At 75.5% G+C, this 24,191-nt stretch carries 19 protein-coding genes and 1 other RNA gene; 13 read left to right on the top strand and 7 right to left on the bottom strand.

The features are described from left to right. Positions 1–45: 45 nt before the first annotated feature. A complete protein-coding gene (locus ACFV1L_RS34925) occupies positions 46–600 on the bottom strand; it encodes a heme-binding protein (protein WP_380373953.1) in 555 nt (184 codons plus the stop codon). A 215-nt stretch (positions 601–815) separates the two neighbouring features. Here ACFV1L_RS34925 and ACFV1L_RS34920 point away from each other — a divergent pair, with 215 nt between their 5' ends. From ACFV1L_RS34920 to ACFV1L_RS34900, 5 genes are all read left to right on the top strand, one after another. Next, on the top strand, positions 816–2,057 hold the full coding sequence (locus ACFV1L_RS34920) for a sensor histidine kinase (protein ID WP_380373959.1): 1,242 nt from the start codon (positions 816–818) through the stop codon (positions 2,055–2,057). Next, entirely contained in the window at positions 2,054–2,683 is a 630-nt protein-coding gene (locus tag ACFV1L_RS34915) for a response regulator (protein ID WP_380373951.1), read from the top strand. Before ACFV1L_RS34920 ends, ACFV1L_RS34915 begins: the two co-directional genes overlap by 4 nt. Before the next feature lie 298 nt (positions 2,684–2,981). Next, the gene (locus tag ACFV1L_RS34910; protein WP_380373949.1) at positions 2,982–3,893 is read left to right on the top strand and encodes a carbohydrate ABC transporter permease; all 912 of its coding nucleotides are present in this window, start codon (positions 2,982–2,984) and stop codon (positions 3,891–3,893) included. Beyond that, positions 3,890–4,774, top strand: coding sequence for a carbohydrate ABC transporter permease (locus ACFV1L_RS34905; RefSeq protein WP_380373948.1), 885 nt, complete (start codon positions 3,890–3,892; stop codon positions 4,772–4,774). The genes ACFV1L_RS34910 and ACFV1L_RS34905 overlap by 4 nt, the downstream gene beginning before the upstream one ends. A gap of 60 nt (positions 4,775–4,834) precedes the next feature. Next, entirely contained in the window at positions 4,835–6,220 is a 1,386-nt protein-coding gene (locus ACFV1L_RS34900; RefSeq protein WP_380373946.1) for an ABC transporter substrate-binding protein, read from the top strand. Positions 6,221–6,288: 68 nt separating this feature from the next. Here the strand turns inward: ACFV1L_RS34900 and rnpB are convergent. The 3 genes from rnpB to ACFV1L_RS34885 form a co-directional block, all read right to left on the bottom strand. Continuing rightward, an RNA gene (gene rnpB, locus ACFV1L_RS34895) (RNase P RNA component class A) lies at positions 6,289–6,689 on the bottom strand. Between the two features lie 13 nt (positions 6,690–6,702). After that, the gene (locus tag ACFV1L_RS34890) at positions 6,703–8,166 is read right to left on the bottom strand and encodes an MFS transporter (protein ID WP_380373944.1); all 1,464 of its coding nucleotides are present in this window, start codon (positions 8,164–8,166) and stop codon (positions 6,703–6,705) included. Positions 8,167–8,253: 87 nt separating this feature from the next. After that, the gene (locus ACFV1L_RS34885) at positions 8,254–9,708 is read right to left on the bottom strand and encodes an RNB domain-containing ribonuclease (RefSeq protein WP_380373942.1); all 1,455 of its coding nucleotides are present in this window, start codon (positions 9,706–9,708) and stop codon (positions 8,254–8,256) included. Positions 9,709–9,804: 96 nt separating this feature from the next. Here ACFV1L_RS34885 and ACFV1L_RS34880 point away from each other — a divergent pair, with 96 nt between their 5' ends. Next, positions 9,805–10,320 carry a DUF3995 domain-containing protein gene (locus tag ACFV1L_RS34880; protein ID WP_380373940.1) on the top strand — a complete coding sequence of 172 codons (516 nt, stop codon included), beginning with the start codon at positions 9,805–9,807 and terminating at the stop codon, positions 10,318–10,320. Between the two features lie 77 nt (positions 10,321–10,397). Continuing rightward, entirely contained in the window at positions 10,398–11,195 is a 798-nt protein-coding gene (gene yaaA / locus ACFV1L_RS34875; RefSeq protein ID WP_380373938.1) for a peroxide stress protein YaaA, read from the top strand. Between the two features lie 23 nt (positions 11,196–11,218). On the opposite strand, the gene ACFV1L_RS34870 is transcribed toward yaaA, so the two are convergent. The 3 genes from ACFV1L_RS34870 to ACFV1L_RS34860 are packed head-to-tail and all read right to left on the bottom strand — an operon-like array spanning position 11,219 to position 13,992. Further along, the gene (locus ACFV1L_RS34870; protein WP_380373935.1) at positions 11,219–12,373 is read right to left on the bottom strand and encodes a bifunctional RNase H/acid phosphatase; all 1,155 of its coding nucleotides are present in this window, start codon (positions 12,371–12,373) and stop codon (positions 11,219–11,221) included. Positions 12,374–12,377: 4 nt separating this feature from the next. Further along, entirely contained in the window at positions 12,378–13,121 is a 744-nt protein-coding gene (locus ACFV1L_RS34865) for a zinc ribbon domain-containing protein (protein WP_380373933.1), read from the bottom strand. A gap of 34 nt (positions 13,122–13,155) precedes the next feature. Then, positions 13,156–13,992 carry a Nif3-like dinuclear metal center hexameric protein gene (locus ACFV1L_RS34860; protein WP_380373931.1) on the bottom strand — a complete coding sequence of 279 codons (837 nt, stop codon included), beginning with the start codon at positions 13,990–13,992 and terminating at the stop codon, positions 13,156–13,158. A gap of 438 nt (positions 13,993–14,430) precedes the next feature. On the opposite strand from ACFV1L_RS34860, the gene lanL reads away from it, so the two are divergent. The 6 genes from lanL (at position 14,431) to ACFV1L_RS34830 (ending at position 24,113) form a co-directional block, all read left to right on the top strand. After that, entirely contained in the window at positions 14,431–17,310 is a 2,880-nt protein-coding gene (gene lanL, locus ACFV1L_RS34855) for a class IV lanthionine synthetase LanL (protein WP_380373956.1), read from the top strand. Between the two features lie 103 nt (positions 17,311–17,413). Beyond that, entirely contained in the window at positions 17,414–19,363 is a 1,950-nt protein-coding gene (locus ACFV1L_RS34850) for a prolyl oligopeptidase family serine peptidase (RefSeq protein WP_380373928.1), read from the top strand. Between the two features lie 342 nt (positions 19,364–19,705). Continuing rightward, the gene (locus ACFV1L_RS34845) at positions 19,706–19,849 is read left to right on the top strand and encodes a VenA family class IV lanthipeptide (RefSeq protein WP_380373926.1); all 144 of its coding nucleotides are present in this window, start codon (positions 19,706–19,708) and stop codon (positions 19,847–19,849) included. Between the two features lie 113 nt (positions 19,850–19,962). Further along, positions 19,963–21,624, top strand: coding sequence for an ATP-binding cassette domain-containing protein (locus ACFV1L_RS34840; RefSeq protein WP_380373922.1), 1,662 nt, complete (start codon positions 19,963–19,965; stop codon positions 21,622–21,624). A 306-nt stretch (positions 21,625–21,930) separates the two neighbouring features. Then, positions 21,931–23,745: an ATP-binding cassette domain-containing protein gene (locus ACFV1L_RS34835; protein WP_380373919.1), complete on the top strand. Its 1,815-nt coding sequence runs from the start codon at positions 21,931–21,933 to the stop codon at positions 23,743–23,745. A 215-nt stretch (positions 23,746–23,960) separates the two neighbouring features. Then, positions 23,961–24,113, top strand: a complete 153-nt coding sequence (locus ACFV1L_RS34830; protein WP_167574034.1) for a hypothetical protein — start codon at positions 23,961–23,963, stop codon at positions 24,111–24,113. Positions 24,114–24,191 lie beyond the last annotated feature (78 nt).

Here is a 24,191-nt window from a genome sequence, read left to right as displayed (position 1 = left end):
CTCCCTCGGGAGCGGCCACCGGCCCCGGCCGTTGTGCGGCCCGCGTCAGCCGTTCAGGGCGGCGACGCCGGCCTGGGCGAACTGCTCGTCCAGGTCGGCGCTGGGGGCGCCGGCCACGCCGACGGCCGCGATCGGCGCGCCCTTCAGCTGGACCGGGGCGCCGCCGCCGAGGAACAGCGTGCCGGGGATGTCCTTCAGGTTCGGGGCCTGGGCCAGGCGCTTGACCAGCTCGGAGGTCGGCGCGTTCCAGGAGACCGCGGTGTAGGCCTTGCGCTCGGCGGACTCGAAGGACTGCGGGCCGGCGCCGTCGCCGCGCAGTTCGACGATCACGTTGCCGTTCCGGTCGACGACGGCGACGGAGATCTTCTGGCCGGCCTTGGCCGCGGCGTCCAGGCTGGCCTGGGCGGCCTTGGTGGCGGCCTCGACCGTCAGGTGCGAGGACTGGAAGGTGTTCTTGTTCTGCACGTCGGACTTGACGGCCGCAGGGGCCTGGGCCGGCGTCTCCGCGCTGGCGGAGACGGCGCCGACCACGCTCGCGCCGACCGCGGCCACCGCGACGGCACCGGTGACGACGCGGGTACGAGTGCTCAGCTTCTTCATCTTCGGCTCCTGGATCGGAAGTTCGGCGCCGGACTGCGGTGTGCTCCGGCCTCGCACTCCATGGTTCGCCGCGGACCCCCCGCCGCGGATCGGCGAACCGGCTGCTCCGGCGGAGCATGATGGACGACAACCGTGTCAGCCGATCGGTTGATGTGCGGGCTGCGATCCGCGGGCACCATCCAGGTGCCGGCAGAAAGCGAAAGGAGGCAGCCGTGATGCGTCAACCCCTCTCCCGGGCCGCCGATCCGGACGCGGGCTGGCTGACGGTCGTCCTGCGGCTGGTCTTCCTGCTGCTGCTCGGCACCTCGCTGGCCCGCTACCTGACGCACCATCTGGCCAGCGCGCTCACGCCGTGGGTGATCGGCCTGAGCCTCGCGCTGGGCGCGGGCCACCTGTCCGGGCTGTCCGAGCGCCGGCCGGCCTGGCTGGCCGGGGTGCTGGGCAGCTGGGCGGTGCTGGTGCTGATGGCGCCCAGCTTCGCCTGGTGCGCCGTCCCGCTGGTGTACACGGTGCTGCGGGCCTTCCCGCCCCGGGCGGCGATCCCGCTGGTGACGGTGCTGACGGTGCTGGTGGTGATCGGCGAGCTGCGGCTGCCGGGCGCGGATCCGACGATGCTGCTGCTGCCGCCGGCCGTCGCCGCGCTGGCCACCGCCGTGTTCCTGTACATGCAGCGGCAGGGCGCCCGGCAGCGGAAGCTGATCGTCGACCTGATCCGGACGCGGCGGGAGCTGGCCGCGGTGGAGCGCCGGCAGGGCGCGCTGTCCGAGCGCGAGCGGCTGTCGGTCGAGATCCACGACACGCTCGCCCAGGGCCTGTCCAGCCAGCAGATGCTGCTTCAGGCCGCCGACCTCGCCTGGGAGCAGGACGCGGCGGCCGCCCGCGGCCACGTCCGGACGGCCGCCGCGATCGCCGCCCGCAATCTCGCCGAGGCCCGCCGCTTCGTCCACGACCTCGCCCCGGCCGATCTCGCCGAGCAGGGCACGCTGGAGGCCGCGCTCGCCGCGCTCGCCGAGCGGGAGGCGGCGGAGAGCGGCCTGCCGGTCGGCTTCCACCTGGACGGCAGCCCGGCGCCGATGCCGGCCGCCGCGCAGTCCGCGCTGCTGCGGATCGCCCAGGGCGCACTGGCGAACGTGCGGGAGCACGCCGGGGCCGGCCGGGCCTCGATCACGCTGTCCTACCTGGGCGACCAGGCCGTGCTCGACGTCGCGGACGACGGGCGCGGCTTCACCCCGCCCCGCGCCGGGCACGGCGGCGGCGCGGGCGGCGACCGCGGGCACGGGCTGCCGGCGATGCGGGCCCGGCTGCGGCAGCTGGGCGGCACGCTCACCGTCGAGTCGGCCCCGGGCGAGGGCACCGTGGTCTCGGCGGCCATCCCGCTGGAGAACGCGCCGGACGGCGCCGACCCGCGGGGCGGCGCCGTCGGCGGCACCGCACCGCACCGCAAGGAGGCTCCATGAACGACACGGTCAGGCTGATCGTCTGCGACGACCACGCGATGGTCCGGGCCGGGCTGCTGGCACTGCTGTCCAGCGACCCGGGGATCGAGGTGGTCGGCGAGGCCAGCACCGGGGAGGAGGCGGTGGCGCTCACCGCCCGCCTGCACCCCGACGTCGTGCTGATGGACCTTCAACTGGGCGACGGCATCGACGGCGTGGAGGCCACCCGGCGGATCCTGGCCGGTCCGGGCGACAGCCACGTCCTGGTGCTGACCACCTTCGACACCGACGCGGACATCACCCGCGCCATCAACGCCGGCGCCACCGGCTACCTGCTGAAGGCGGAGCGGCCGGCCGAGCTGTTCGCGGCGATCCGGTCGGCGGCGGCGGGCCGGCCGGCGCTGTCCCCGCCGGTCGCGTCCCGGGTGATGGCCCGGATGCGCTCCCCGCTGCCCCAACTCACCGACCGCGAACAGGACATCCTCGATCAGCTCGGCCAGGGCCTGGGAAACCGGGAGATCGCCCGGGCGCTGTTCATCAGCGAGGCCACCGTCAAGACCCACCTCGGCCGGATCTACGCCAAGCTCGGCGTCGACACCCGGTCCGGCGCGGTCGCCATCGCCAAGGAGCGCCGCCTGCTGCGCTGACCGCCCGGGCGCGGCGGCCCGGCTCCCGGGACAACTGAAGACCGATCGGACGCGTCCGAAGCCTTGCCACGCACAGTGAGCAGAAGTCAGTATTCCTACCGGCCGGTAGACCTGACGGTACGACGGCTTTCCGAGGAGCGCGGAACGGGCTGGACACGGGGCGTTGACGACCCCCTGTCAGACCTGACGCGAACGCGTAACATACGCGAAACCCTCCGCTCACCCTCTCCTTGCCGACCCGTCGTTCGAACGCGACAGGTTGGCCGGGAACCGATGTCATGAAAGGCGGACGCGCACCATGCCGACCGCATCAAGCCCACCCGAGCCGCGGCGCCGTCTCGGCGAGCACGGGCTCGCCTGGGCGTTCCTGCTGCCTTCGGTAGTGGTCTTCGCGCTCTTCATCCTCTATCCGCTGGGGCGCACCTTCTACCTGAGCGCGCACGCCAACGACCTGTTCGGCGCGCCCTCCCGGTACGTCGGGACGAAGCACTACACCGACCTGCTCGGCTCCGCGGACTTCCGCCACACCCTGGTCACCACCGCGCTGTTCGTGCTGTTCACGGTGGTCCCCGGAGTCCTCGGGGCGCTGCTGCTGGTCCTGCTGATGGAGGGTCGGATCCGCGGCGTGCGGCTGCTCCGATCCGCCTTCGCGCTGCCGTTCGCCTTCTCGGTGGCCAGCGCCTCGGTGGTCTTCTCGGTGTTCTACAACCCCGCCAGCGGCGTCCTCAACGGCCTGCTGTCGCAGCTCGGCCTGGGCCCGGTGGGCTGGCTGACCGACTCCAAGTGGGCGCTGCTGTCGGTCGCCGTCTCCACGATCTGGATGAACCTCGGCTACAACGTGCTGGTGCTCTCCGCGGGCATCGGTTCGATCCCCGGCGAGATCACCGAGGCCGCCCGGCTCGACGGCGCGTCAGGTCTGCGGCTGGCCCGGTCCGTCACCGTCCCGATGCTCGGCCCCAGCCTGTTCTTCCTGGTGGTGATCTCCACCGTGAACGCGCTGCAGAGCTTCGGCCAGATCCACATCCTCACCAGGGGCGGCCCGGACGGCTCCACCCGCACCCTCGTGTACTCCGTGTACGAGAAGGCCTTCGCCTACGGCTCCAGCGACTTCGGCACCGCCAGTGCGCAGGCCGTGGTGCTGATGGTCGTCGTACTGGCCTGCACCGCCGTGCAGTTCGGAGTCCTGGAGCGGAAGGTGCACTACGCATGACCACCCTCACCAAGGCGCCCGAGGTCGCCGATCCGGCCCGCGCCGTCCGCCGTCCGCTGCAGCTCCGCGCCCGACTGGGCCGGGCCGGGGTCTACGCCGTGCTGGCCGTCGCGGTGGTGACGGTCGCCTTCCCGGTGTACTACGTCTTCGCCGGCGCGTTCATGCGGCCGGACGAGATCGCCAGCTACCCGCCCGCGATGGTGCCGCACTCGGTCACCGGGCAGAACTTCTCCGGCGCCGTGCACGCCATCCCGCTGGTCCGCCAGTACGGCAACTCGGTGCTGGTGGCCGGCCTGATCACGCTGGCGCAGCTGTTCACCTCGGTGCTCGCCGCGTACGCCTTCGTGTTCCTGCCGATGCGCGGGCGGGCCGTGGTGTTCGGCCTGTTCCTGGCCACCCTGATGGTGCCGTGGGAGGCCATCATCATCCCCAACTACCTGACGCTGTCGGGCTGGGGCCTGGGGAACACCTACTTCGGCCTGGTGCTGCCGTTCCTGGCCTCCGGGTTCGGGACGTTCCTGCTGCGGCAGTCGTTCCGCCAGTTCCCCGGCGAGCTGCGGGACGCCGCCCGGATCGACGGGGCGGGCCACTGGCGGTTCCTGTGGCGGATCCTGGTGCCGCTGAACAAGCCGGCCCTGGCCGCGCTCGCCATCTACGTGTTCCTGTCCTCCTGGAACCAGTACTTCTGGCCGCTGATCATCACCCGCACCGCGGAGATGCAGACCCTGCAGATCGGCCTGTCCTCGCTGCGGGACTCCGAGATGGCCGACCCCGGCCTGATCCTGGCCGGCGTGGTCCTGTCGCTGCTGCCCACGCTGGCGCTGGTGCTGTTCGGCCAGCGGTTCATCGTCCGCGGCCTGACCGCCGGCGCCGTCCGCTGACGGTCCGCCGTTTTCCGCACCACCGCTCCCGGTTCCCACCCTCGCAGAAGAGAGAAACCCGTGAAGAGAAGTGCCCGCGCCCTCGCCGCGCTGCTGGTGTCCGGCCTGGCCCTGACCGCCTGCAGCTCGACCGGCTCCGGCGGCTCCTCCGACGACTCCGGCGCGCCGGCCGCGTCCGCGCTGGACCAGGCGTCCGGCGTCACCACCATCGAGTTCTGGCACTCGATGACCGGCAAGAACGCCGAGTCGCTGACCGCGCTGGTGAACCAGTTCAACACCGCCCACCAGGGCAAGATCGAGGTCAAGCCGCTGTTCCAGGGCACCTACGACGACCTGATCGCCAAGTACAAGGCCTCCGTGCAGCAGAAGGCCACGCCCGCGGTGGTGCAGGTCTACGACATCGGCAGCCGCTTCATGGTCGACTCCAAGCAGATCGTCCCGGCGCAGGCCTTCGCCGACAAGGACGGCTACTCGCTGGACGACCTGCAGGCCAACATCCGCAACTACTACTCGTTCGGCGGCAAGCTGCAGTCGATGCCGTTCAACTCCTCGATGCCGCTGCTCTACCTGAACGAGGACGCCTTCAAGGAGGCCGGCCTCGACCCGGCCAAGCCGCCCACGACGCTCGCCGAACTGGGCGACACGGCCAAGAAGTTGACCAAGAAGGACGCCGACGGGAAGACCGTCCGGTACGGCTTCGGCGCGGCCATCTACGGCTGGTTCGTCGAGCAGCTGCTGGCCGAGAACGGTGCGCTGTACTGCGACTCCGACAACGGCCGCTCCGGCAAGGCCGGCAAGGCCGCCTTCGACTCCGCGAAGGGCGCCGAGATCGTCCAGTGGTGGGCCGACCTGGTCAAGGGCGGCTACGCGGCCAACACCGGCCGGCAGACCACCGACGCGCAGGCCGCGTTCAAGGCCGGCACGGTCGCCATGCACCTGGAGTCCACCGGCGTGCTGCGCGGCTACACCGAGGCCGCCAAGTTCACCGTCGGCACCGCGGCCTTCCCGAAGACCGCCGCCGACGACCAGGGCGGCCCGATCATCGGCGGCGCCTCGCTGTGGATCTCCGGCCCCGGCCACTCGGACGCGCAGAAGCGCGCCTCCTGGGAGTTCGAGAAGTTCCTCTCCGCCCCGGAGCAGCAGGCCGCCTGGCACACCGGCACCGGCTACTTCCCGGTCAACACCAAGGCGCTGGACCTGCCCGCCGACAAGGAGTGGGTGGCCAAGTACCCGCAGTTCCAGACCGCCATCAACCAGCTCAAGGCCACCAAGCCGACCACCGCCACGGCCGGCTGCGCGCTGGGCGTCATGCCGCAGGCCCGCAAGGGCGTGGAGACCGCGATCGAGCAGACCGTCGCGGGGACCAAGAGTGCCCAGCAGGCGCTGACCGACGCCGCCAAGGAGCTCCAGCCCGCCATCGAGAGCTACAACAGCTCGGTCGGCTGACCCCGCCGACGCCGGAGGGCCCGGCCGCCGCGGGGGCCGGGCCCTTCGGCACGGAAGACGGAGGGCGGCGGACGAGTCGGCCTGTACGCCGGGTTCTGTCACCCGGGTCGCTTGCGCGGCCCGGGGAGACGGCCATCCATCTAGGGCTGCCGTTGCCGACAGCCTCGTGCGGTCTACCCGCGAACTCGGGCGAGCAGCCCTCGAACATTCGCGCACGACACCCGAGGGTGTCGATCTTGACCTTGCTCCGAGTGGGGTTTACCTAGCCGGCCGAGTCACCTCGGTCGCTGGTGGTCTCTTACACCACCGTTTCACCCTTACCCTCCGCCGAAGCGGTGGGCGGTCTGTTTTCTGTGGCACTGTCCCGCGGGTCACCCCGGGTGGGCGTTACCCACCACCCTGCTCTGTGGAGCCCGGACGTTCCTCGGCGGGCCCCGAAGGGACCCGACGCGACCGCCCGGCCGGCTCGTCCGCCGTACTGGTCATGGTAGCCGCTCCGCGGAGGCTCCCCGTACGCCGCCCTGCGGCCGGTCGAAACGGGCCGCCACCCGGGCCGCCGTGCCGGCCGCCCACGGGGTGGTGGTGACCAGGCCGAGGACGAACACGGTCAGGCCAAGGCCGGTGACGATCCACCAGCCGGCGTGCGTGGCGGGTGCGAAGCCGCCGGCCGTGGCGACCGCGCCGGCGACGACCGTGCCGATCACCGCGACGCCCAGCGACTGGCCGACCTGCCGGCTGGTGGAGGCGACCGCGGCGGCCACTCCGGCCTGGGCGAGCGGCATGCCGGAGACCGCCGAGTTGGTGATCGGCGCGTTCACCAGGCCGAAGCCCAGGCCGAACAGCGCGTACGCGGGCAGCAGCAGGAGCGCCGGGGAGTCGGCGGTCAGCCGGGTCAGCAGCACCCCGCTGGCGGCGATCGACGCGCCGGCCGCCAGCAGCGGCAGGCGCGGGCCGCGGTTGCCGACGATCCGACCGGACAGCGGCGCGGCGATCAGCGTCAGCCCGGCCATCGGGAGCGTCCACAGGCCGGCCGCCACCGGGCTGTAGTGGCGCACGTTCTGCAGGTACAGCGTGTTCAGGAACAGGAAGCCGCCGAGCGCGGCGAACGCGCACACCGCGGTCACGGTGGCGCCGGTGAACGGGGCGCTGCGGAAGAACCGCGGATCGATCAGCGGCTCCGCCACCCGCCGCTCCCAGAACGGGAACGCCAGCAGCGCGCCCACCGCGACCGCGGCCAGCGCCAGGATCGGCGGCGAGGTCCAGCCGTGGCCGGGGCCCTCGATGATCGCCGCGGTGCCGCAGCCCAGCAGCAGCACCATCAGCACCTGGCCGACCGGGTCGAGCCGGCGGGCCCGGGGCGCCCGCGACTCGGGGACGTGACGGACCGTCAGCAGGAAGGCCGCCAGCCCGACCGGGATGTTGATCAGGAAGATCGACGGCCAGCCCGCGGCGTCCACCAGGAACCCGCCGATCAGCGGCCCGAGCGCCATGCTGATGCCGACCACGCCGCCCCACACGCCGATCGCCTGCGCCCGTTCCCTCCGGTCGGTGAAGGTGTTGGTGATGATCGACATCGCCACCGGGTTGAGCATCGACCCGCCGACGGCCTGGACCGCGCGGAAGGCGATCAGCCAGCCCAGGGCCGGGGCCAGGCTGCACAGCAGCGAGCCGAGGACGAACAGCAGCAGCCCGGTCAGGAAGACCCGCTTGCGGCCGATCCGGTCGGCGACCGAGCCGGACAGCATCAGCAGCGAGGCCAGCACCAGCGTGTAGGCGTCGATCACCCACTGCAGGCCGGAGGCGGGCGCGCCCAGGTCGTGCTGGATCGTCGGCAGCGCGATGTTCACCACGGTGTTGTCGAGGCCGACGATGAACAGGCTCAGGCAGCAGATGGCCAGGACGATCAGCCGGTGGCGGCGGTCGGGCACAGCGATCGGTCGGCTCATCCTCCGATCATCGCACCGGCCCCCGCGCCTCCCCGAGGGCCCGCCCGCCGCCAGAAGCTCGCCCCCGAGAGCCCGCCCCGCCGGTCCTCACGCGTCCGGCACCAGCGCGAACCGGACCGTCCGCGTCACCGGGTCCGCGAGGGTCAGCCGGACGGTCACCCGGTGCCCGAGCGGCAGCGGCTCCGCCGCGTCGCACTTGGCGACCACCGCGGGCCGGCGCAGCTGCACCGTGCCGACGGTGGGCCGGCGCTCGTCCACGTCGACCACCACCGCCGGGAACTCCTCGCCCTCCCGGCCGCGCAGCAGCTCCGTCTCCACCAGGTTCACGCAGGCCCGCTCCACCTCGTGCGCCCGCCGGTCGCCGCTCTCCATCAGCCCGGGCACCAGCGGCAGGGTGTCCCGCACCCACTCCGGGACCTCGGTGCCGGCCGCCACCGCCAGGCAGATCTCCAGCGCGTACCGGTCGCCGAGCCGGCGCAGCGGCGCCGTGCAGTGGGTGTACGGGGCGGCCAGCGCGGCGTGGCCCGGGTCGGGCGGCGGCACGGTGCCGCGGGCGGAGTCGAACGCGTGGTAGCCCGCGCCGCGCAGCAGGCCGGTGCACTCGTTCAGGAACGCGGCGTCGGCGGTCCGCGCCGGGTCGAGGGAGCGGATCAGCTGCGGGTAGGGCAGGCCGTCCGGCCAGGGCACGCCCAGCGCGGCGGCGACCCGGCGCAGCCGGGCGTACGCCGACTCCGGGGCGGCGGGCAGGGTGCGCAGCAGGCCGATCCCGGCGTCCAGCATCAGCTCGGCGGCGGCCATGCCGGTCAGCAGCGAGATCTGCGCGTTCCAGCCGTCGGCGGGCCGCGGGGCCCGGTAGCGGAGCCGGTAGCCGCCGTTGTCCGCCTCCACCTCCTGCTCCGGGATCGGCAGGCTGACGCCGCCGCGGGCCCGCTCCTGCTCCTCGCGGAGCCGGCCGACCTCGGCGAGCAGGCTGAGCTGCCCGTCCGCGGCTCCGGCGTCGATCCGGCCCTGGACGGTCGCGTAGTCCAGCCGCCGGCGCGAGCGGACCCGGGCGCGGCGCAGGTCGGCGAGCACCAGGCCGCCGTCGGCGTCCAGGTCGAGCTGCCACAGCAGGGCGGGCCGCAGTTCGCCCGGAAGCAGGCTGGCCGCGCCCTCGGAGAGCCGGGCCGGGTGCAGCGGCACGTTGCCGTCCGGGAAGTACAGCGTCTGGACGCGGCGGCCGGCCTCGGTGTCGATCGGGCCGCCCGGGGAGACGTACGCCGCGACGTCGGCGATCGCGTAGTGCACCCGGTAGCCGCCGTCGCGGCGGGACAGGTGCATGGCCTGGTCGAGGTCGCGGGAGCCCGGCGGGTCGAGGGTGAACAGGTCGAGGTCGGTCGCGTCGAACTCCGGCAGCCGGGGCAGCGAGGCGGCCCGGTCGGCCTCCGCGAGCACTTCCGGCGGCCAGTCGGTGCGGATCTCCAGGCGGCTTCTGAGATCGGCGAGTTCGGTGTTGATCCTGGCGGTCTGGGCGGCCCGGACGCTGAGGTGTCGGCGCGGCATGGACGCAGCGTAAGACGCAGTAGCGTGGTCGGCGCATCGGACCCCCCGGTGAAGCCGGTTGTGGCGCACGGGGATTGACGCGGGAAGGGGAGCGCCGTGACCGAACGGGCGGAGATCCGGCAGGAGGCTGCGCCGCGGTGCGGGTGCTGCGGGAAGGGGACGGCCGCCGGCCCGGCCCCGGCCGGGCGCGGGGTGCGGATCACGGCGGCGGCCGTCGCCGGGACGCTGGCCGGGGTGGGCGCGCTGCACGTGGTGTGGGCGCGTTCTCCGTGGCCGTGCCGGGACCGCGAGCAGTTCGCCGACCTGGTGGTCGGCGTCGGCCCGGAGCGGCTGCCCTCCGCCGGGGCCTGCCTGGGCGTGGCCGGGCTGCTCGGCGCCGCGGCCGGCCTGGTCGCGTCCCGCGGCGGGGCGCTGCCCCCGGTCGGCCCGCGCGGGCTCCGCACCGCCGGCACCGCGACCGTCGCCGGCGTCCTGCTGACCCGTGCCCTGGCCGGCCCGGTCGCCTTCGCGCGGCGCTCGCCCGCCTTCGTCCGCCTGGACCGCCGCCTCTACGCCCCGCTCTGCCTGGCCCTGGGCACGGGCGCGGCGGTGGTCGCCGCGAAGGGGCGGTAGCGGGCCGGATTCCGGGTACGCCCTCGCAGGTCGTTAGGGTTGGCGGGGTCTGCCGTGGGTCTTGGAGAGGTGTCGCCGTGCTGGTTCTGCTGCCGCCGTCGGAGGGGAAGGCCGCGCCGGAGGCCGGGGTTCCGGTGGAGGTGGCGGGGCTGTCGCTGGCGGGCCTGACCGGGGCGCGGGAGAAGGCGCTGCGGGCGCTGGTGGAGCTGTGCTCGGGGGACGAGGAGCGGGCCGCCGAGGTGCTGGGGCTGAGCACGGGGCTGCGCGGAGAGGTGGCCAAGAACGCGGGGCTGCTGACGGCGGGGGCGCGGCCGGCCGGCGAGGTGTACACGGGGGTGCTGTTCGACAACCTGGGCCTGGCGACGCTGGACGAGGGGGCGTACGCGCGGGCGGAGCGTTCGCTGCTGGTGTTCTCCGGCCTGTGGGGCGCGGTGCGGATCGGCGACCGGATCCCGCCGTACCGCTGCGCGATGGGCGTGAAGCTGCCGCCGCTGGGCGCGCTCGGCCCGTACTGGCGGGCGGAGATGGACGCCGTGCTGCCGGAGGTCGCGGACGGCCTGGTGCTGGACCTGCGCAGTTCGGCGTACGCGGCGGCGTGGAAGCCGGCCGGGGAGGTGGCGGGCCGGACGGTGACCGTGCGGGTGCTGCAGGAGCGCGAGGTGGACGGGGTGCTGAAGCGTTCCGTGGTCAGCCACTTCAACAAGGCGACCAAGGGCCGGCTGGTGCGCGGCCTGCTGACCGGGGGCCTGGAGCCGTCCGGCCCGGGCGAGTTGGTGGACGCGCTGCACCAGCTGGGCCACCGGGTGGAGGTCTCGGCGCGGGGCACGGCCCGCAAGCCGTGGCAGCTGGACGTCGTGGTGACGGACGTCCACTGACGGCCCGTCACCACGGCGGCGGCTCAGCGCAGGTGCGAGGTGTCGTTCAGCAGGCGCAGCGACGCGTTGCCGTCGCTGTAGTACTGGACGGCGCACAGCGAGGCCGCGGAGAGTTCCATCCGGTGCACGGCGTCCGGCGGGGCGCCGAGGGCGAGCCGCACCAGCGTCTTGATCGGGCTGACGTGCGAGACCACCAGGACGGTCTTGCCGGGGTACCGGGCGAGGACCTTGTCGCGGGCCTGCCCGGCCCGGTGGGCGAGGGTGGTGAGCGACTCGGCGCTGCCGGTGGGCTTGGCCTTGGCGGAGCCCAGGAAGGCGTTCAGGTCGTCGGGGTGACGCTCCATCACCTCGGCGAAGGTGAGGCCCTCCCAGGCGCCGAAGTCGAGTTCCCGCAGGCCCTCCTCGATCCGCACCTCCAGGCCGAGCCGGCGGGCGACGGCCTCCGCGGTCTGCCGGCAGCGCAGCATCGGCGAGGAGACGACGGCCTGCACGGTGCCGCGCGCGGCGAGCGCCTCGGCGGCGCGCTCGGCCTGCCAGACGCCCTTCTCGGACAGGCCGGGGTCGCTGCCGGTGCTGCCGGAGAACCGTTTGTGCGGGGTGAGCGGGGTCTCGCCGTGCCGCAGCATCACCAGCGTGGTGGGGGTGCCGAGGTCGGCGGGTCCGGCCCAGCCGGCCCGGGGGGCGGGTGCGGCGGGCAGCGGCTCGTCGACGACGGGGGCGGCGACCGGGGCGGCGGCGCGGGGCTTGGGCTCCCACTGGCGGCCCTGCTTGCCGGCGTCCATCGCCTCGTTGGCGAGCCGGTCCGCCTCCTTGTTCTTCTCCCGGGGGATCCACTTGTACTCGACGCTGCCGCGCGGGGCGATGGCGCGGGCCTCGGCGGCGAGCGGCTGCATGTCGGGGTGCTTGATCTTCCAGCGCCCGGACATCTGCTCGACGACCAGCTTGGAGTCCATCTCGACCAGGATCCGGGCGTCCGGGTCGAGGTCGCGGGCCGCCCGGAGGCCGGCGATCAGGCCCCTGTACTCGGCGACGTTGTTGGTGGCGCGGCCGATGTACTCGGCGGCCTCGGCCAGGATCTCGCCGGTGCGGGCGTCCAGGACGACCGCGCCGTAGCCGGCCGGCCCCGGGTTGCCCCGGGAGCCGCCGTCGGCCTGGACGATGAACTGGGCTCCGGCCACCGGGTCAGACGCCCGACTCGCCGGTGCGGACCAGGATCCGGCCGCAGTTCTCGCAGCGCAGCACCTTGTCGGCGGGCTCCGCCTTGATCGCGTTGAACTCGGTGATCGAGAACTCGGTGCGGCAGCCCTCGCAGCGGCGCTGGTACAGGCGGGCCGCGCCGACGCCGCCCTGCTGCTCGCGCAGGCGCAGGTAGACCTTCATCAGGTCGGCGGGGATGACGTTGGCGACGGCCTCGCGGTCGCGGCGGACCTTCTCCGCCTCGGCGTCGATCTCGGCGAACTTGGCGTCGCGGCGGCCCTCGGCCTCGGCGACCACCACGGCGGAGTGCTCCAGGCGGGCGGTCAGCTCGGTGACCCGGGTCTGCGCGGCCTCCATGCGCTCCATCACCTCCAGGACGACGTCCTCCAGGTCGCCCTGGCGCTTGGCCAGCGAGGCGTTCTCGTGCTGGAGGTTCTCCAGGTCCTTCGGCGAGGTGACCGCGCCGGAGTCCATCCGCTGCTGGTTGCGGGCGGCGCGGCTGCGGACCTGCTCGACGTCCGCCTCGGCCTTGGCCTGCTCGCGGGTGGTGTCGCCGAGCTGGGCCTGGGCGGCGACCACCAGGTCCTTGAGGGCGGTGTGGTCGGCGGTGGCCTTGTCGATCTCGGCGTGCTCGGGCAGGGTGCGGCGCCGGTGGGCCAGCTGGTCGAGACGGGAGTCGATGGCCTGCAGGTCGAGCAGGCGGATCTGGTCGGCGGGCGCGGCGTTCACGCGGGATGGCTCCTGTGTGTGGTTCGACGGGGTGTCAGGGGGTGTACGGCATCGGCGCGTGCGCCGTCCACGGGTCGGTGACCCGGGTGGAGACGCGGGTCTCCAGCGGCCGACCGCGGTCGGCCGTGCGGCTGGTGAGCTCGCGGGCGGCGAGGGTGAGCCAGGGCCACTCGGTGGCCCAGTGCGCGGCGTCGACCAGGGCGACCGGCGCCGCCTCGGTGGCCTCGGACGCGGGGTGGTGGCGCAGGTCCGCGGTGAGGTAGGCGTCCACGCCGGCCCTGCGGGCCTCGGCGAGGAAGGAGTCGCCGGAGCCGCCGCAGACCGCGACCCGGCGCACCAGCTGCTCCGGGTCGCCGGCGGCGCGCACGCCCGCGGCGGTGGCGGGCAGTCCGGCGGCGACCCGGGCGGCGAACGCGCTCAGCGTCATCGGCTGCGGGAGTTCGCCGATCCGGCCGCTGCCGCGGCGGCCCGCCGGGTCGGTCGGGTCGGCCACCAGCGGGCCGGTGACCTTCAGGCCGACGGCCTCGGCGAGGGCGTCGGAGACGCCCGGGTCGGCGTGGTCGGCGTTGGTGTGGGCGACGTGCAGCGCGATGTCGTGCTTGATCAGGGTGTGCACCACCCGGCCCTTGAAGCCGGTCGCGGCGACCGTGGTGGTGCCGCGCAGGTAGAGCGGGTGGTGGGTGACCAGCAGGTCGGCGCCCCACTCGACGGCCTCGTCCACGACGGCCTGCACGGGGTCGACGGCGAACAGCACCCGGCCCACCTCGGCCTCGGGGTCGCCGCAGACCAGGCCCACCGCGTCCCAGGACTCCGCCCACTGCGGGGGGTAGATCTCTTCGAGCACGGCGATGACGTCGGACAGTTTCGGCACCTGTCGAGACTACCGCGTGCCACGGCCCCGCCCGGCCGGGCCCGTCCCGGGGCGGTCCGGCACCCGCGCCGCGGGCGGCCCGCACACCTGCGCGTCAACCCGGCGCGGGGCGGCGGGTCGGGGCGGCGGCGGGCGCCCCGACGGGCCGGCGGAGCGGAGCGGGCCGGTGGGGCCCGGCGGCGCCCTGCCCACACACCCCGGCCCGAACGCATTCGAAAACGAAACTCGATCACCCTTAAGAGTGAAGTGACCCGGCCGGTGTTGAGTCACTCCCTCCCCGAAAGTAACTTCAGTCCTGCGAACGAGAGTTGCCTCGGCCAGGGGGGCCGAAAGGGCGACCGGCCGGATTTCCGAAGGAATTCCTCCGGCGCGGGCGAGCCTCTCGTGACTTCCGCAGACCGTGACCGGTCGGGTCCACCGTGAAGGGGTGTGAAGCAGATGGGGGCGGGCACACCGCTGCGCAGGGCCGGGGGGCCGGTGCCGGTCGACGACGCGCCGACCGCGGACGGCACGTTGGTGGAGGTGGCGCGGGCGGCCGTGGCCGGCAGCAGGGCCCGGGGAGGCGACGGCGACTGGACGGTCGCGGTCGAGGGCTTCTGGTGCACGGTGCGGCCGCCCGGCCGCGAACTGCCCGAGCAGGGCTGGAAGCTGCACGTCGCCGCCGCCTCCACGGTGGCGTGCGAAGTGCTGGCCGCGGTCGCCGCGGTGCTCGCCGCGGATCCGTGCGCGTTCAAGTTCGCCGCCGACCGGGAACGCCTGCACGAAATCAATTCCCGCAACAGCGAGCGGGGTTCGGCCGGGAAATTCATCACCGTCTATCCGGACGGCGACGAACAATTCCGCCGGCTCGCCGAGGAACTCCACCGGGCCACCGCCGGAATGCCCGGTCCGGCGATTCTCTCCGACCGCCCGTACCGCCCCGGCAGCCTGGTGCACTACCGGTACGGCGCGTTCGCCGGCCGGGCGCTGCTGGGCCACGACGGCGCGTACCGCTCGATGCTGCGCGGGCCCGGCGGCGAGCTGGTCGAGGACGCCCGCGCCGCCACCTACCGGCGCCCCGCGTGGGCGGTCGATCCCGTCGAGGGGACGGGATCGGCCACCGGTGCCGGTCAGGTCCCCGTCCGGCCCGGGCCGGACGGTCGGCACCGGCCGGAGGCGCGACGGGCCGGGGTGCTGCTGGACGGCCGCTGGGCGCTCACCGCCGCGCTGCGGCACAGCGCCAAGGGCGGCGTGTTCCTGGGCACCGACCCGGCCACCGGCACCGAGGTGGTGGTCAAGCAGGCCCGGGCGCACATCGAGGTCGACCGGGCCGGCACCGACGCCCGCGACGCGCTCCGGCACGAGGCCGAGCTGCTCGGCCGGCTGGCCGACAGCGGCTTGACACCGCGGGTGCACGCGCTGGTCGAACAGCAGGACTCGCTCTTCCTGGTGCAGGAGCGCGTCCCCGGGCAGTCGCTGGGCAGCTGGGTGGCCGCCCGGCTGCGGCGGGACGGCACCCCGGACGTGCCGTGGGCCGAGGCGGGCCCGATGGCGCTGGCCCTGCTCGACCTGGTGTCCGCCGTCCACCGGCGCGGCCTGGTGCTGCGCGACCTCTCCCCCGGCAACGTGCTGGTCGGCCCGGACGGCGCCGTGCGCCTGGTCGACCTCGAACTCGCCGTCTCCGCCGGGACGGTGGCCGGGAACGCGGGCACCCCCGGGTACCGCGCCCCCGAGCACTCCGGACCGCACCGCACCGGCCGCGCCGACCCCGCCGCCGACCTGTACGCGCTCGGCGGCCTCCTCTTCCTGCTCGCCACCGGCCACGACCCGCTGCTGCCGGACGACCTGCCGCGGGCCCGCCCGGTCGCCGACCGCCTCGGCCGCTGGCTGTCCCTGGCGGCCCGCGACGGCCTGACCGCCCGCCGGCTGGCCCCGGCGGTGCTCGGCCTGCGCACCGAACAGGCCGAACGGCGGTGGAGCGTGGACCGGGTCCGGCAGGAGCTCACCGGCCCCGCCGGTCCGGGCCCGCAGCCGGCCGACCCGCCACCGCTGGACCGGCTGCTGCACGACGGCCTGCTCCACCTGGCGGCCACCGCCGCCCCGGAGCGGCGCGACCGGCTGTGGCCGACCGTTCCGGCCGGACAGCTCACCGACCCGTGCAACGTCCAGCACGGCGCGGCCGGCGTCCTGGCCCTGCTCGCCCGGGCGGCCCTCGCCCCGCTGCCCGAAGCCGCCCGCGCCCGGGCCCGGGCCGCCGCCGCACCGGCCGCCGACTGGATCGAACGGCGTTGCGCCGCCGAGCCCGTGGTGCTGCCCGGCCTGCACTTCGGCCGCTCCGGCGCCGCCTGGGCGCTGTTCGACGCGGCCGAGGCGCTCGACGACCCCGGCCTCGCCGAACGGGCCGCCGGACTGGCCGGGAAGGTCCCGCTCGCCTGGCCCAACCCGGACGTCTGCCACGGCGCCGCCGGGGCCGGCCTGCTCCAACTCCGTGCCCACCGCGCCACCGGTGCGCGCCCGTTCCTCGACCGCGCCGCGCACTGCGCCCGCACCCTGCTGGCGGCCGCCCGCACCGAACCGTACGGGACGGTGTGGCCGGTGCCCGCGGACTTCGACTCCGCGCTCGCCGGGGCGGTGCACCTCGGCCATGCGCACGGGGTGGCCGGAGTGGGGGCCTTCCTGCTCGCCTGCGCCGAACGGACGGCCGACACCGGCGACCCCGAACTCATCGCTCTGGGACGGGAGTTGCTCGCCGGGGCGGAGCGCGCCGCACAGACCCTGGCCGCGACCGCGCGGTGGGACGGCGAGGCCGCGTGGTGGCCGCAGAGCCACGGCGACCCGGCGCACGTCCGGCTGGCGCACTGGTGCAGCGGGTCGTCCGGGGCCGGCACCTTCCTGGTGCGGTTCTGGCAGGCCACCGGCGACGGGAAGGCCCGCCGGCTGGCCCGGGCCGCCGGCCGGGCCGTGCTGGACGGCCGCTGGCACAGCGGGGTCTCCGCCTGCCACGGGCTGGCCGGCAACGGCGAGTACCTGCTCGACCTGGCGGAGGCCACCGGCGAGAGCCGCTTCCGGGACGGCGCGCACGAGATCGCCCGGCTGATCGCCGCCCGCGCCGCCCTCCGCGACGGCCTGCTGGTCCTCCCCGACGAGACCGGCACCACCTGCACCCCCGCGTACGGCACCGGCACCGCCGGGCCGCTCGCCTTCCTGCTCCGCCTGCGGCACGGCGGCCCCCGGCTGTGGTCCGACCCCGAGCCGTACCGCGCCGACCGTCCCGCGGCCGCCCGCCCGGCGGGCGCCGTGGCCGACCGGCTGCGCGCCGCGGCGGGGGCAGGCCGGTGAGCGCGGCCCCGGCGCGGACCGCCGAGCCACGCCCCTCCCGGGGAGCCCGTCAACCGTCCTCACCCGTCCGCCCGTTGCCCGACCGTCCCGCAGGAGGCCCCCGATGACCACGGCGACCGTGCGCACTTCGCCGCAGGCGTTGCGGCGGCTGAGCTTCACCTTCGCCGGGGACGGCTCGCACGCCGCGTGCCTGGCCGCCGGGGCCGACGGCGGCTGGTACGTGGAGAGTTGGCGGCTGCCGGAGCACGGCGCGGCGGAGCCGGTGGCGCTGCCGCTGCCGGACGGCCGGGCGGAGAGCCTGCGCTCGCAGCTGGTCGCACTGCCGGACGGGCGGGTGCTGGTGTGCCGGCACGACGGCGACCGGCATGCGGTGGTGCTGCTGACGGCCGGTCGTCCCGGCCGGCCGGCGACCGAACTCCCGTTGACGGCAGCACGGTTGCCGGGGCTGCGAATGCTCCCGATGCCCGGCCCGGCGGGGACGGCGGACGACCCGGTGGCGGTGCTGCTGGGCACCGACACCCGTCCGGTGACCACGGTGCGGCTGCTGGCGGCGGACGGTTCCGAGCCGCGCGAGGTGGCCGAACTGCCCGGACTGTACGGCGGCGGGGTGTGGCTGGAGCGGACCGGACGGCTGCTGGCGCTGGACCGGGTGTCCGGCGGCACGGTGAAGACCGTCGTGCTGGACCTCCGGCTCGGCACCACCACCCCGCTGCTGGAACTCGGCGAGGCCAGCAACGACCGGCTGGTGCTGTTCGACCCGGCGACCGGCTTCGGGATGCTGCGCAGCGACGCGCCGGGCACCGACCGGCTGGGCTGGGCGCTGATCGGCGGCGGCGAGCCGGTGCGCTTCCCGGACTGCCTGCACCAGCCGGGCCGGCTGCTCCGGCCGATCGCGCTGGCCCCGCAGGAGCCGGGCGCGGAGCCGCGGGTGGTGCTCCAGGTGGATCACGGCGCGGCGTCCTCGCTGGTGCTGTGGCACCCGGGCAGCGGGCGGCTCGATCCGCTGCCGGTGCCGCCGGGCCGGCTGGGCGCGATCGGGCACTGGTCGCCGGCGGGGCTGCGGATGCCGTACTCGGCGCCGGACCGTCCGGCCGCGCTCGCCACCGTGGACATCGACGCGCTGCTGGCGGCCCGGCCGGCCCCGCCGAGCGTCCCCGTGCCGCTCCCGCTGTCCCTGGCGCCGCTCAACGGCTCTCCGGCGCAGCCCGGTTCGGCACCGGCCGGTTGGCGGCTGGACGGCTCGACCCCGCCCGGGGACGGCGGCCGGTGGCGGCCGGCCCGGTGCCTGGAGCTGGCGGGTCCGGCCGGCCCGGTCGAGGCGGTGGTGTACGGCGGCGAGCAGTGGCTGTCGGCCCCGCACCTGGTGCTGGCACTGCACGGCGGCCCGGCGGACGCCTGGCGGCTGGAGTTCGACCCGGCGCTGCAGCGGATGGCCTCGGAGGGGCTGGCGGTGCTGGCCCCGAACCAGCGCGGTTCGACGGGGTACGGCACGGAGTTCGCGATGGCGATCCGCGGCGCGTGGGGCGGACCGGACCTGGACGACGTGCTGGCGCTGCTGACGGGCGTGGCCGGGCAGCGGGCCGCAAGGGGGCTGGAGCCGCCGGCGCTGTTCGGTGTCAGCTACGGGGCGTTCCTGGCCCTGCTGGCCGCGGCGCACGCCCCGGTCGGGGCGGTGTCGCGGTGCGCGGTGGTGGCGCCGTTCCTGTCCGGCGGCCGGCTGCTGGCGGAGGCGTCGGCCCCGGTGCGGGCGCTGACCAGCCGGCTCGGCGGCGACCGTCCGATCGACGACGCCCGCGGCCCGCGTGACGTGCTGCAGCTCGCGGACCGGCTGCGCACCCCGCTGCTGATCCTGCACGGGGACCGCGACGAGGTGGTGCCGGTCGGTCAGTCCCGTTCGCTGCGGCACGAGTTGCTGCGGCTGGGCCGCAGCGAGGGGGCGGACTTCCGCTACGTGGAGGCGGCGGGCGCGGGCCACGAGGTGCTCGCCGAGGAGGGCGCGGCCGTGCTGCACGAGCTGCTCGCGGGCTTCCTGCGGACCGGCAGACCGGCCTGACGGCTGCTGCCCGACCGGCCGGCGGCCCGACCACCCCGCCCGGCCCTGCTTCGCCGTGGCGTGCTCGTGCCGAGCCCGGCTGCTGCGTGGCGTGTCCCCACCGTTCCCGATGGGCCGTCACGCCGGCCCGGGCCGACGGGCCGTCACGCCGGGCCGACGGGCCTTCGCATGCGCCTTCGGCACACCTTCAGAAGACTTCCCGCCGCGCGCGGGAGCCCGCCGGCCTGCCCGGCTGCGGCCCGGAGCGCGACCGGCGGGGCCTGACCTGCGGCGGGAAAACGCTTTCCGCCGCAGTCGTCGGACACGTCCGTGCCCGACGGAACCCATAGGGGAGGAAACACCATGGAGAACATGACCGCGTTCGAGACCGACCTCGCGGCCCTGCAGGAGCTGCCGGAGCTGGAGTCGGTCGAGCTGGCCGGCCACGGCAGCGGGTGCCAGTTCACCTGTCTGCTGCTGACCTGCCTGATCTTCACCCTCAGCTGACGCCGGGGCACTCGCCCGGGCCGTGTCCGCTCCCGTTCGCGGGGGCGGGCACGGCCCGCGTCCCGGCCTCGGCCCGTCCGGATCTGTTCCCTTCGTCTGCCTGGAGTTGTCTCGTGCGAGGCTGGTCGGTCGCGCTGACGGTGTCGGTACCACTGGAAGCCGCGGCGACACTGGCCCTGCCCGGGGCTTCGGGGGCGGTTCTGGACGCGGTGCTGGCGGGACGTCCGTCAGGTAGGGCGATCGCCGGACTGGCGGCCCTGCTGGTGCTCGGTGCGGCCGCGGCGGCACTGGCTTCGGCGGCCGGTCCGGCCTGCTCGGCGGCGGACACGGTCGACCTGCGGGTCGGCCTGCTGCGCCGGGTGCTGTGGTTTCGGCCGTTCCCGTCGGCGGCGGAGCTCCTGGCGGGCGCCCGGCCCGGCCCGGGCGATCTGACGGCGCGTCTGGTCGGCGCGGCGGCGGACGCGGGCGCGGCGCGGGCGGCCAGGCTGGGCGCGGCGACCGCGCTGGTCACGTCGGCGGGTGCGGTGCTGGGCCTGGGGCTGCTGTCGCCGTGGCTGGCGGTGGCGTTCTTCGCCGGGGTCCTGCCCGGCGTGGTGCTGGTCCGCCTGTTCATGCGTACCGCGGAGGACGTCTTCGGGCGCTACCAGGCCGCCCAGGGCCGGCTCGCCGACCGCCTGTCGGACGCGCTGGCCGGCGTCCGGACGGTGCACGCGGCGGGTGCGCAGCGGCAGGAGGCGGCCCGGGTGCTCGCCGTCCTGCCCGAACTCGGCGACGCCGGACGGTCGTTGTGGCAGGCACAGCGCCGGACGGTCGGCCGGGCGACGCTGCTGATCACGGCGGTGGAGCTGACGGTGCTGGGCACTGCGGGCCAGTTGGTGGCGGCCGGGGAGCTGCCCGCCGGGGCGTTCGCCGCGGCGGCCGGGTGGGCGGCGCTGGGCCTCGGCTTCTTCGAGCAGGTGGAGGCCCTGGTCGGGGTGGCCCACGCACGGGCCGGGCTGTCCCGGGTCCGGCAGCTGGAGCAGTGGCCGTCCGCACCGGCGGGCGGCCGTGAACTTCCGGACGGGCCGGGTGAGTTGGTGTTCCGTTCGGTGCTGGTGCGGGACACCGGCGGGGCGGTGGTGTTCGGCCCGCTGGATCTGACCGTTCCGGCCGGTGCGACCCTCGCGGTGGTGGGACGGTCCGGCTCGGGCAAGTCGCTGCTCGCCGCCCTGGCGGGCGGGCTCCGGCTGCCGGACGGCGGATCGGTCCTGGTCGACGGCGTACCGGTGGCCGAGCTGTCGGTCGCGGAACGGCGCCGGGCGGTCGGCTACGCGTTCGAACGGCCGTGGCTGGTCGGCCCGACGCTGGACGAGGCGCTGGAGGGTGCCGGGGCCGCCGCGATGTCCGCTGCGCGGGCCGACGGCTTCCTGGCCCGGCTTCCGCTCGGCGGGCGCACGGCGGTGAACGGACTCCGGCTGTCCGGCGGCGAGTTGCAGCGCCTCGGGCTGGCCCGACTGCTGGCCGCGGACTCCCGGGTGGTGATCACGGACGACGCGACCTCCCATCTCGACCTGGCCACCGAACACCAGGTCGACCAGGCCCTGGACACCGCCACCCGGGGCCGCACCCGCATCGTCGTCACCCACCGCGCCGCCGTCGCCGCCCGCGCCGACCTGGTCGCCTGGCTCGACGCCGGCCGCCTCCGCGCCACCGGCCCCCACGCCGCCCTCCTCGCCGACCCGGCCTACCGCGCCGCCCTCACCGACACGACGGCCGGGCACGACGCGAGGAGATGACGGCGGCGGCGGGCCCGCGCGGGGCTCGTCGAGGGGCGCATGGTGTTCCGCGTCGCGGCCGACGGCGGGCGATGAGGGAACAGCAGCCGGTGGAAGGTGAGCGGGGACGCACTGCCCGCCCTGCCGCCGCCGAGGGCGGTCGAGGGGCACGGCCGGCTTCCCGCCGCACCCGACCGGGAACGGGGCACCGCGGCGCCCCGCCCGAGTCGCCCGCACCCCGCGACCACAGCCGGGCCCGGCCGTGACGGCGGTGATCCGCACAGCAGTTGTCAAGCAGTGGCAGAGCGTTCAGGAGGGGAGCGTGCCGTGGGGCGGCATCGGAGGGTGGCGGCCGGGCAGGCCTTGCGGGCGCTGGTGGAGGGGGTGCCGCGGGCGGCGTTGTGGCGGCTGGCGGGGTGGTCCGCGGTGGAGGCGGTGCCGGCGCTGTGTTCGGGGCTGCTGGTGGCGGCGGCCGCGGACCGGGGGTTCCTGGCGGGGCGGCCGGGGGTGGGGTTCGGGTGGCTGGCGGGGCTGGGCGCCGTGACGGTGCTGCGGGCGGTCGCGGCGCGGGCGGTGTTCCCGTACCTCGCCGAGGTGGTCGAGCCGCTGCGGGACGCCCTGGTGGCGCGGGTGGTGCGGGGTGCGCTGTCCCGGCCGGATCCGGACGGCCCGGCGGAGATCGCCAGGATCACCGAACAGGTCGAGTCGGCACGCCAGTTGACGGCGACGCTGGTGCGCAGTGCACGCGGTGTCGGGGTGGGTCTGCTGGCGGCGCTGGTAGGTCTGGGGTTGCTGGCGCCGGTGGTTCTGCCGTTGGTGCTGCTGCCGCTGGCGGTTTCGGGGCTGCTGTTCGCCCGCCTGCTGGGACCGCTGGTGGCGCGTCGCCGGGCGGTGGTGCTGGCGGACGAGCGGATCGCCGCGGAGGCGGGCCGGGCGTTCGCGGGGCTGCGGGACGTGGCGGCGTGCGGGGCGCAGCAGCGGGTGGCGGAGCGGCTGGAGGCGCTGGTCACGGCGCAGGGCGAGGCGCTGCGGGCGGTGGGCCGGGCGGCGGCGGCTCGTTCGTTGACGGTGGCGGTGGGCGGGCGGCTGCCGCTGCTGGTGGTGGTGTGCGCGGCGCCGTGGCTGGTCTCCGGTGGCCGGCTGTCGGCCGGCGAGGTGCTGGGGGTGGCGACCTACCTGGTGCAGCAACTGGAGCCGGCGGTGCGGACGTTGGCGGGCATGCTGGGCAGTTGGCTGCTCGATCTGGCGGTGGTGCTGGAGCGGCTGGCGTCCTCCGCCCCGTCGGCCGGCCGGACGCCTCGGCGGGCAGCGGTGCGACAGCTCCCGCCGGACGCCCGCACGCCCCCGCAGGGAGAGGAGCAACTTCCGGACGGTGACGGCTCGTTAGCGGTCCGTTCGCTGCGGTACGCGCATGCGCCGGGCGCCGCTCCCGTGCTGGACGGGCTGGACTTCGCGGTGCGACCGGGCGGCCGGCTGGCGGTGGTGGGGCCGAGCGGGACGGGGAAGTCGACGCTGGCGGCGCTGCTGGCCGGGATGCTGTCGCCGGATGCCGGTCATGTCCTGGTGGGCGGGGTGGAGTTGGCGGGCCTGCCGGGCCCGGAGCGGGCGTCGCGGGTGGCGCTGGTCCCGCAGGAGGCGTACGTGTTCGCGGGGTCGGTCCGGGAGAACCTGTGCTGGCCGTCCGGCGACCGGTCGGACGACGAACTGGCGGACGCGGCGCGGAGGCTGGGCGCCGATCGGCTGCTGGCCCGGCTGGGCGGGCCGGACGGCCGGATCGCGTCGCCGGGCGACCTGTCCGCGGGTGAGCGGCAACTGCTGGCGCTGGTGCGGACGTTCCTCTCGCCCGCGCCGGTCGTCGTGCTGGACGAGGCGACCTGCCACCTGGACGCGGCCGCCGAGCAGCGTGCGGAGGAGGCGTTCGCGGAGCGGCCGGGGACGCTGGTGGTGGTGGCGCACCGGCTCGGGTCCGCGGTGCGGACCGATCGGGTGCTGCTGCTGGACGGCGGCCGGGGCGTTCTCGCGGGGCACGGCGATCTGCAGGTGCTCTCGCCGCTGTACCGGGAACTGGTCGGCCACTGGCGGGCGTCGATCCGGGTGGGCGGGCCGGTCGCCGTGTCGGGGGCCGGGGAGCGGGCGGCGTGAACGCGGCGGGTGCGCAGCGGTCCGGATTCCGGGGCGCGACGCGCAGCGGTTTGGGTAGGCTCCGATCCGATTCGGCCGTTATCGTGGCCCCTTCGCGGGCCGTCCACGAGACGGCCGGCTTGCTGCTGTCCGGGTCCCGGGCACACCGGTGCGCCGAGGCGTACCCGGCGCACCTTCCGCAGAGACCATCCATTCGCACGGAGAAGACTGACCTGATGTCCGAGTCCATCGACGACACCACCGAGCACGACCACCGCGCGCCCGGCGCCGACGAGACCGCCGACGGCGTGGCTCACGGCCGGCACCGGGGCACCACCGCCAGCGACGACAGCGCGGACGCGGACCCGCACGGCCGCCACCGCCGCTGACGTCCTGGTCGCCGCGGGCCGGACGGCCCGCCGCCCGACCACCTCGCACCGTCGACGCCCCCGGGCCCGTCACCGTCC

Origin of the sequence: Kitasatospora sp. NPDC059646, assembly GCF_042734615.1 — a bacterium.
Taxonomy (GTDB): domain Bacteria; phylum Actinomycetota; class Actinomycetes; order Streptomycetales; family Streptomycetaceae; genus Kitasatospora.
Note: the sequence above shows the minus strand (reverse complement) of the source record. Positions and strands in the feature narration are given on the sequence as shown.

Excerpts from the sequence above, each read along its gene's own strand:
- ACFV1L_RS34925 (WP_380373953.1), bottom strand. The coding sequence starts at position 600 with ATGAAGAAGCTGAGCACTCGTACCCGCGTCGTCACCGGTGCCGTCGCG.
- ACFV1L_RS34920 (WP_380373959.1), top strand. The coding sequence starts at position 816 with ATGCGTCAACCCCTCTCCCGGGCCGCCGATCCGGACGCGGGCTGGCTG.
- ACFV1L_RS34915 (WP_380373951.1), top strand. The coding sequence starts at position 2,054 with ATGAACGACACGGTCAGGCTGATCGTCTGCGACGACCACGCGATGGTC.
- ACFV1L_RS34910 (WP_380373949.1), top strand. The coding sequence starts at position 2,982 with ATGCCGACCGCATCAAGCCCACCCGAGCCGCGGCGCCGTCTCGGCGAG.
- ACFV1L_RS34905 (WP_380373948.1), top strand. The coding sequence starts at position 3,890 with ATGACCACCCTCACCAAGGCGCCCGAGGTCGCCGATCCGGCCCGCGCC.
- ACFV1L_RS34890 (WP_380373944.1), bottom strand. The coding sequence starts at position 8,166 with ATGAGCCGACCGATCGCTGTGCCCGACCGCCGCCACCGGCTGATCGTC.
- ACFV1L_RS34885 (WP_380373942.1), bottom strand. The coding sequence starts at position 9,708 with ATGCCGCGCCGACACCTCAGCGTCCGGGCCGCCCAGACCGCCAGGATC.
- lanL (WP_380373956.1), top strand. The coding sequence starts at position 14,431 with ATGGGGGCGGGCACACCGCTGCGCAGGGCCGGGGGGCCGGTGCCGGTC.
- ACFV1L_RS34850 (WP_380373928.1), top strand. The coding sequence starts at position 17,414 with ATGACCACGGCGACCGTGCGCACTTCGCCGCAGGCGTTGCGGCGGCTG.
- ACFV1L_RS34845 (WP_380373926.1), top strand. The coding sequence starts at position 19,706 with ATGGAGAACATGACCGCGTTCGAGACCGACCTCGCGGCCCTGCAGGAG.
- ACFV1L_RS34830 (WP_167574034.1), top strand. The coding sequence starts at position 23,961 with ATGTCCGAGTCCATCGACGACACCACCGAGCACGACCACCGCGCGCCC.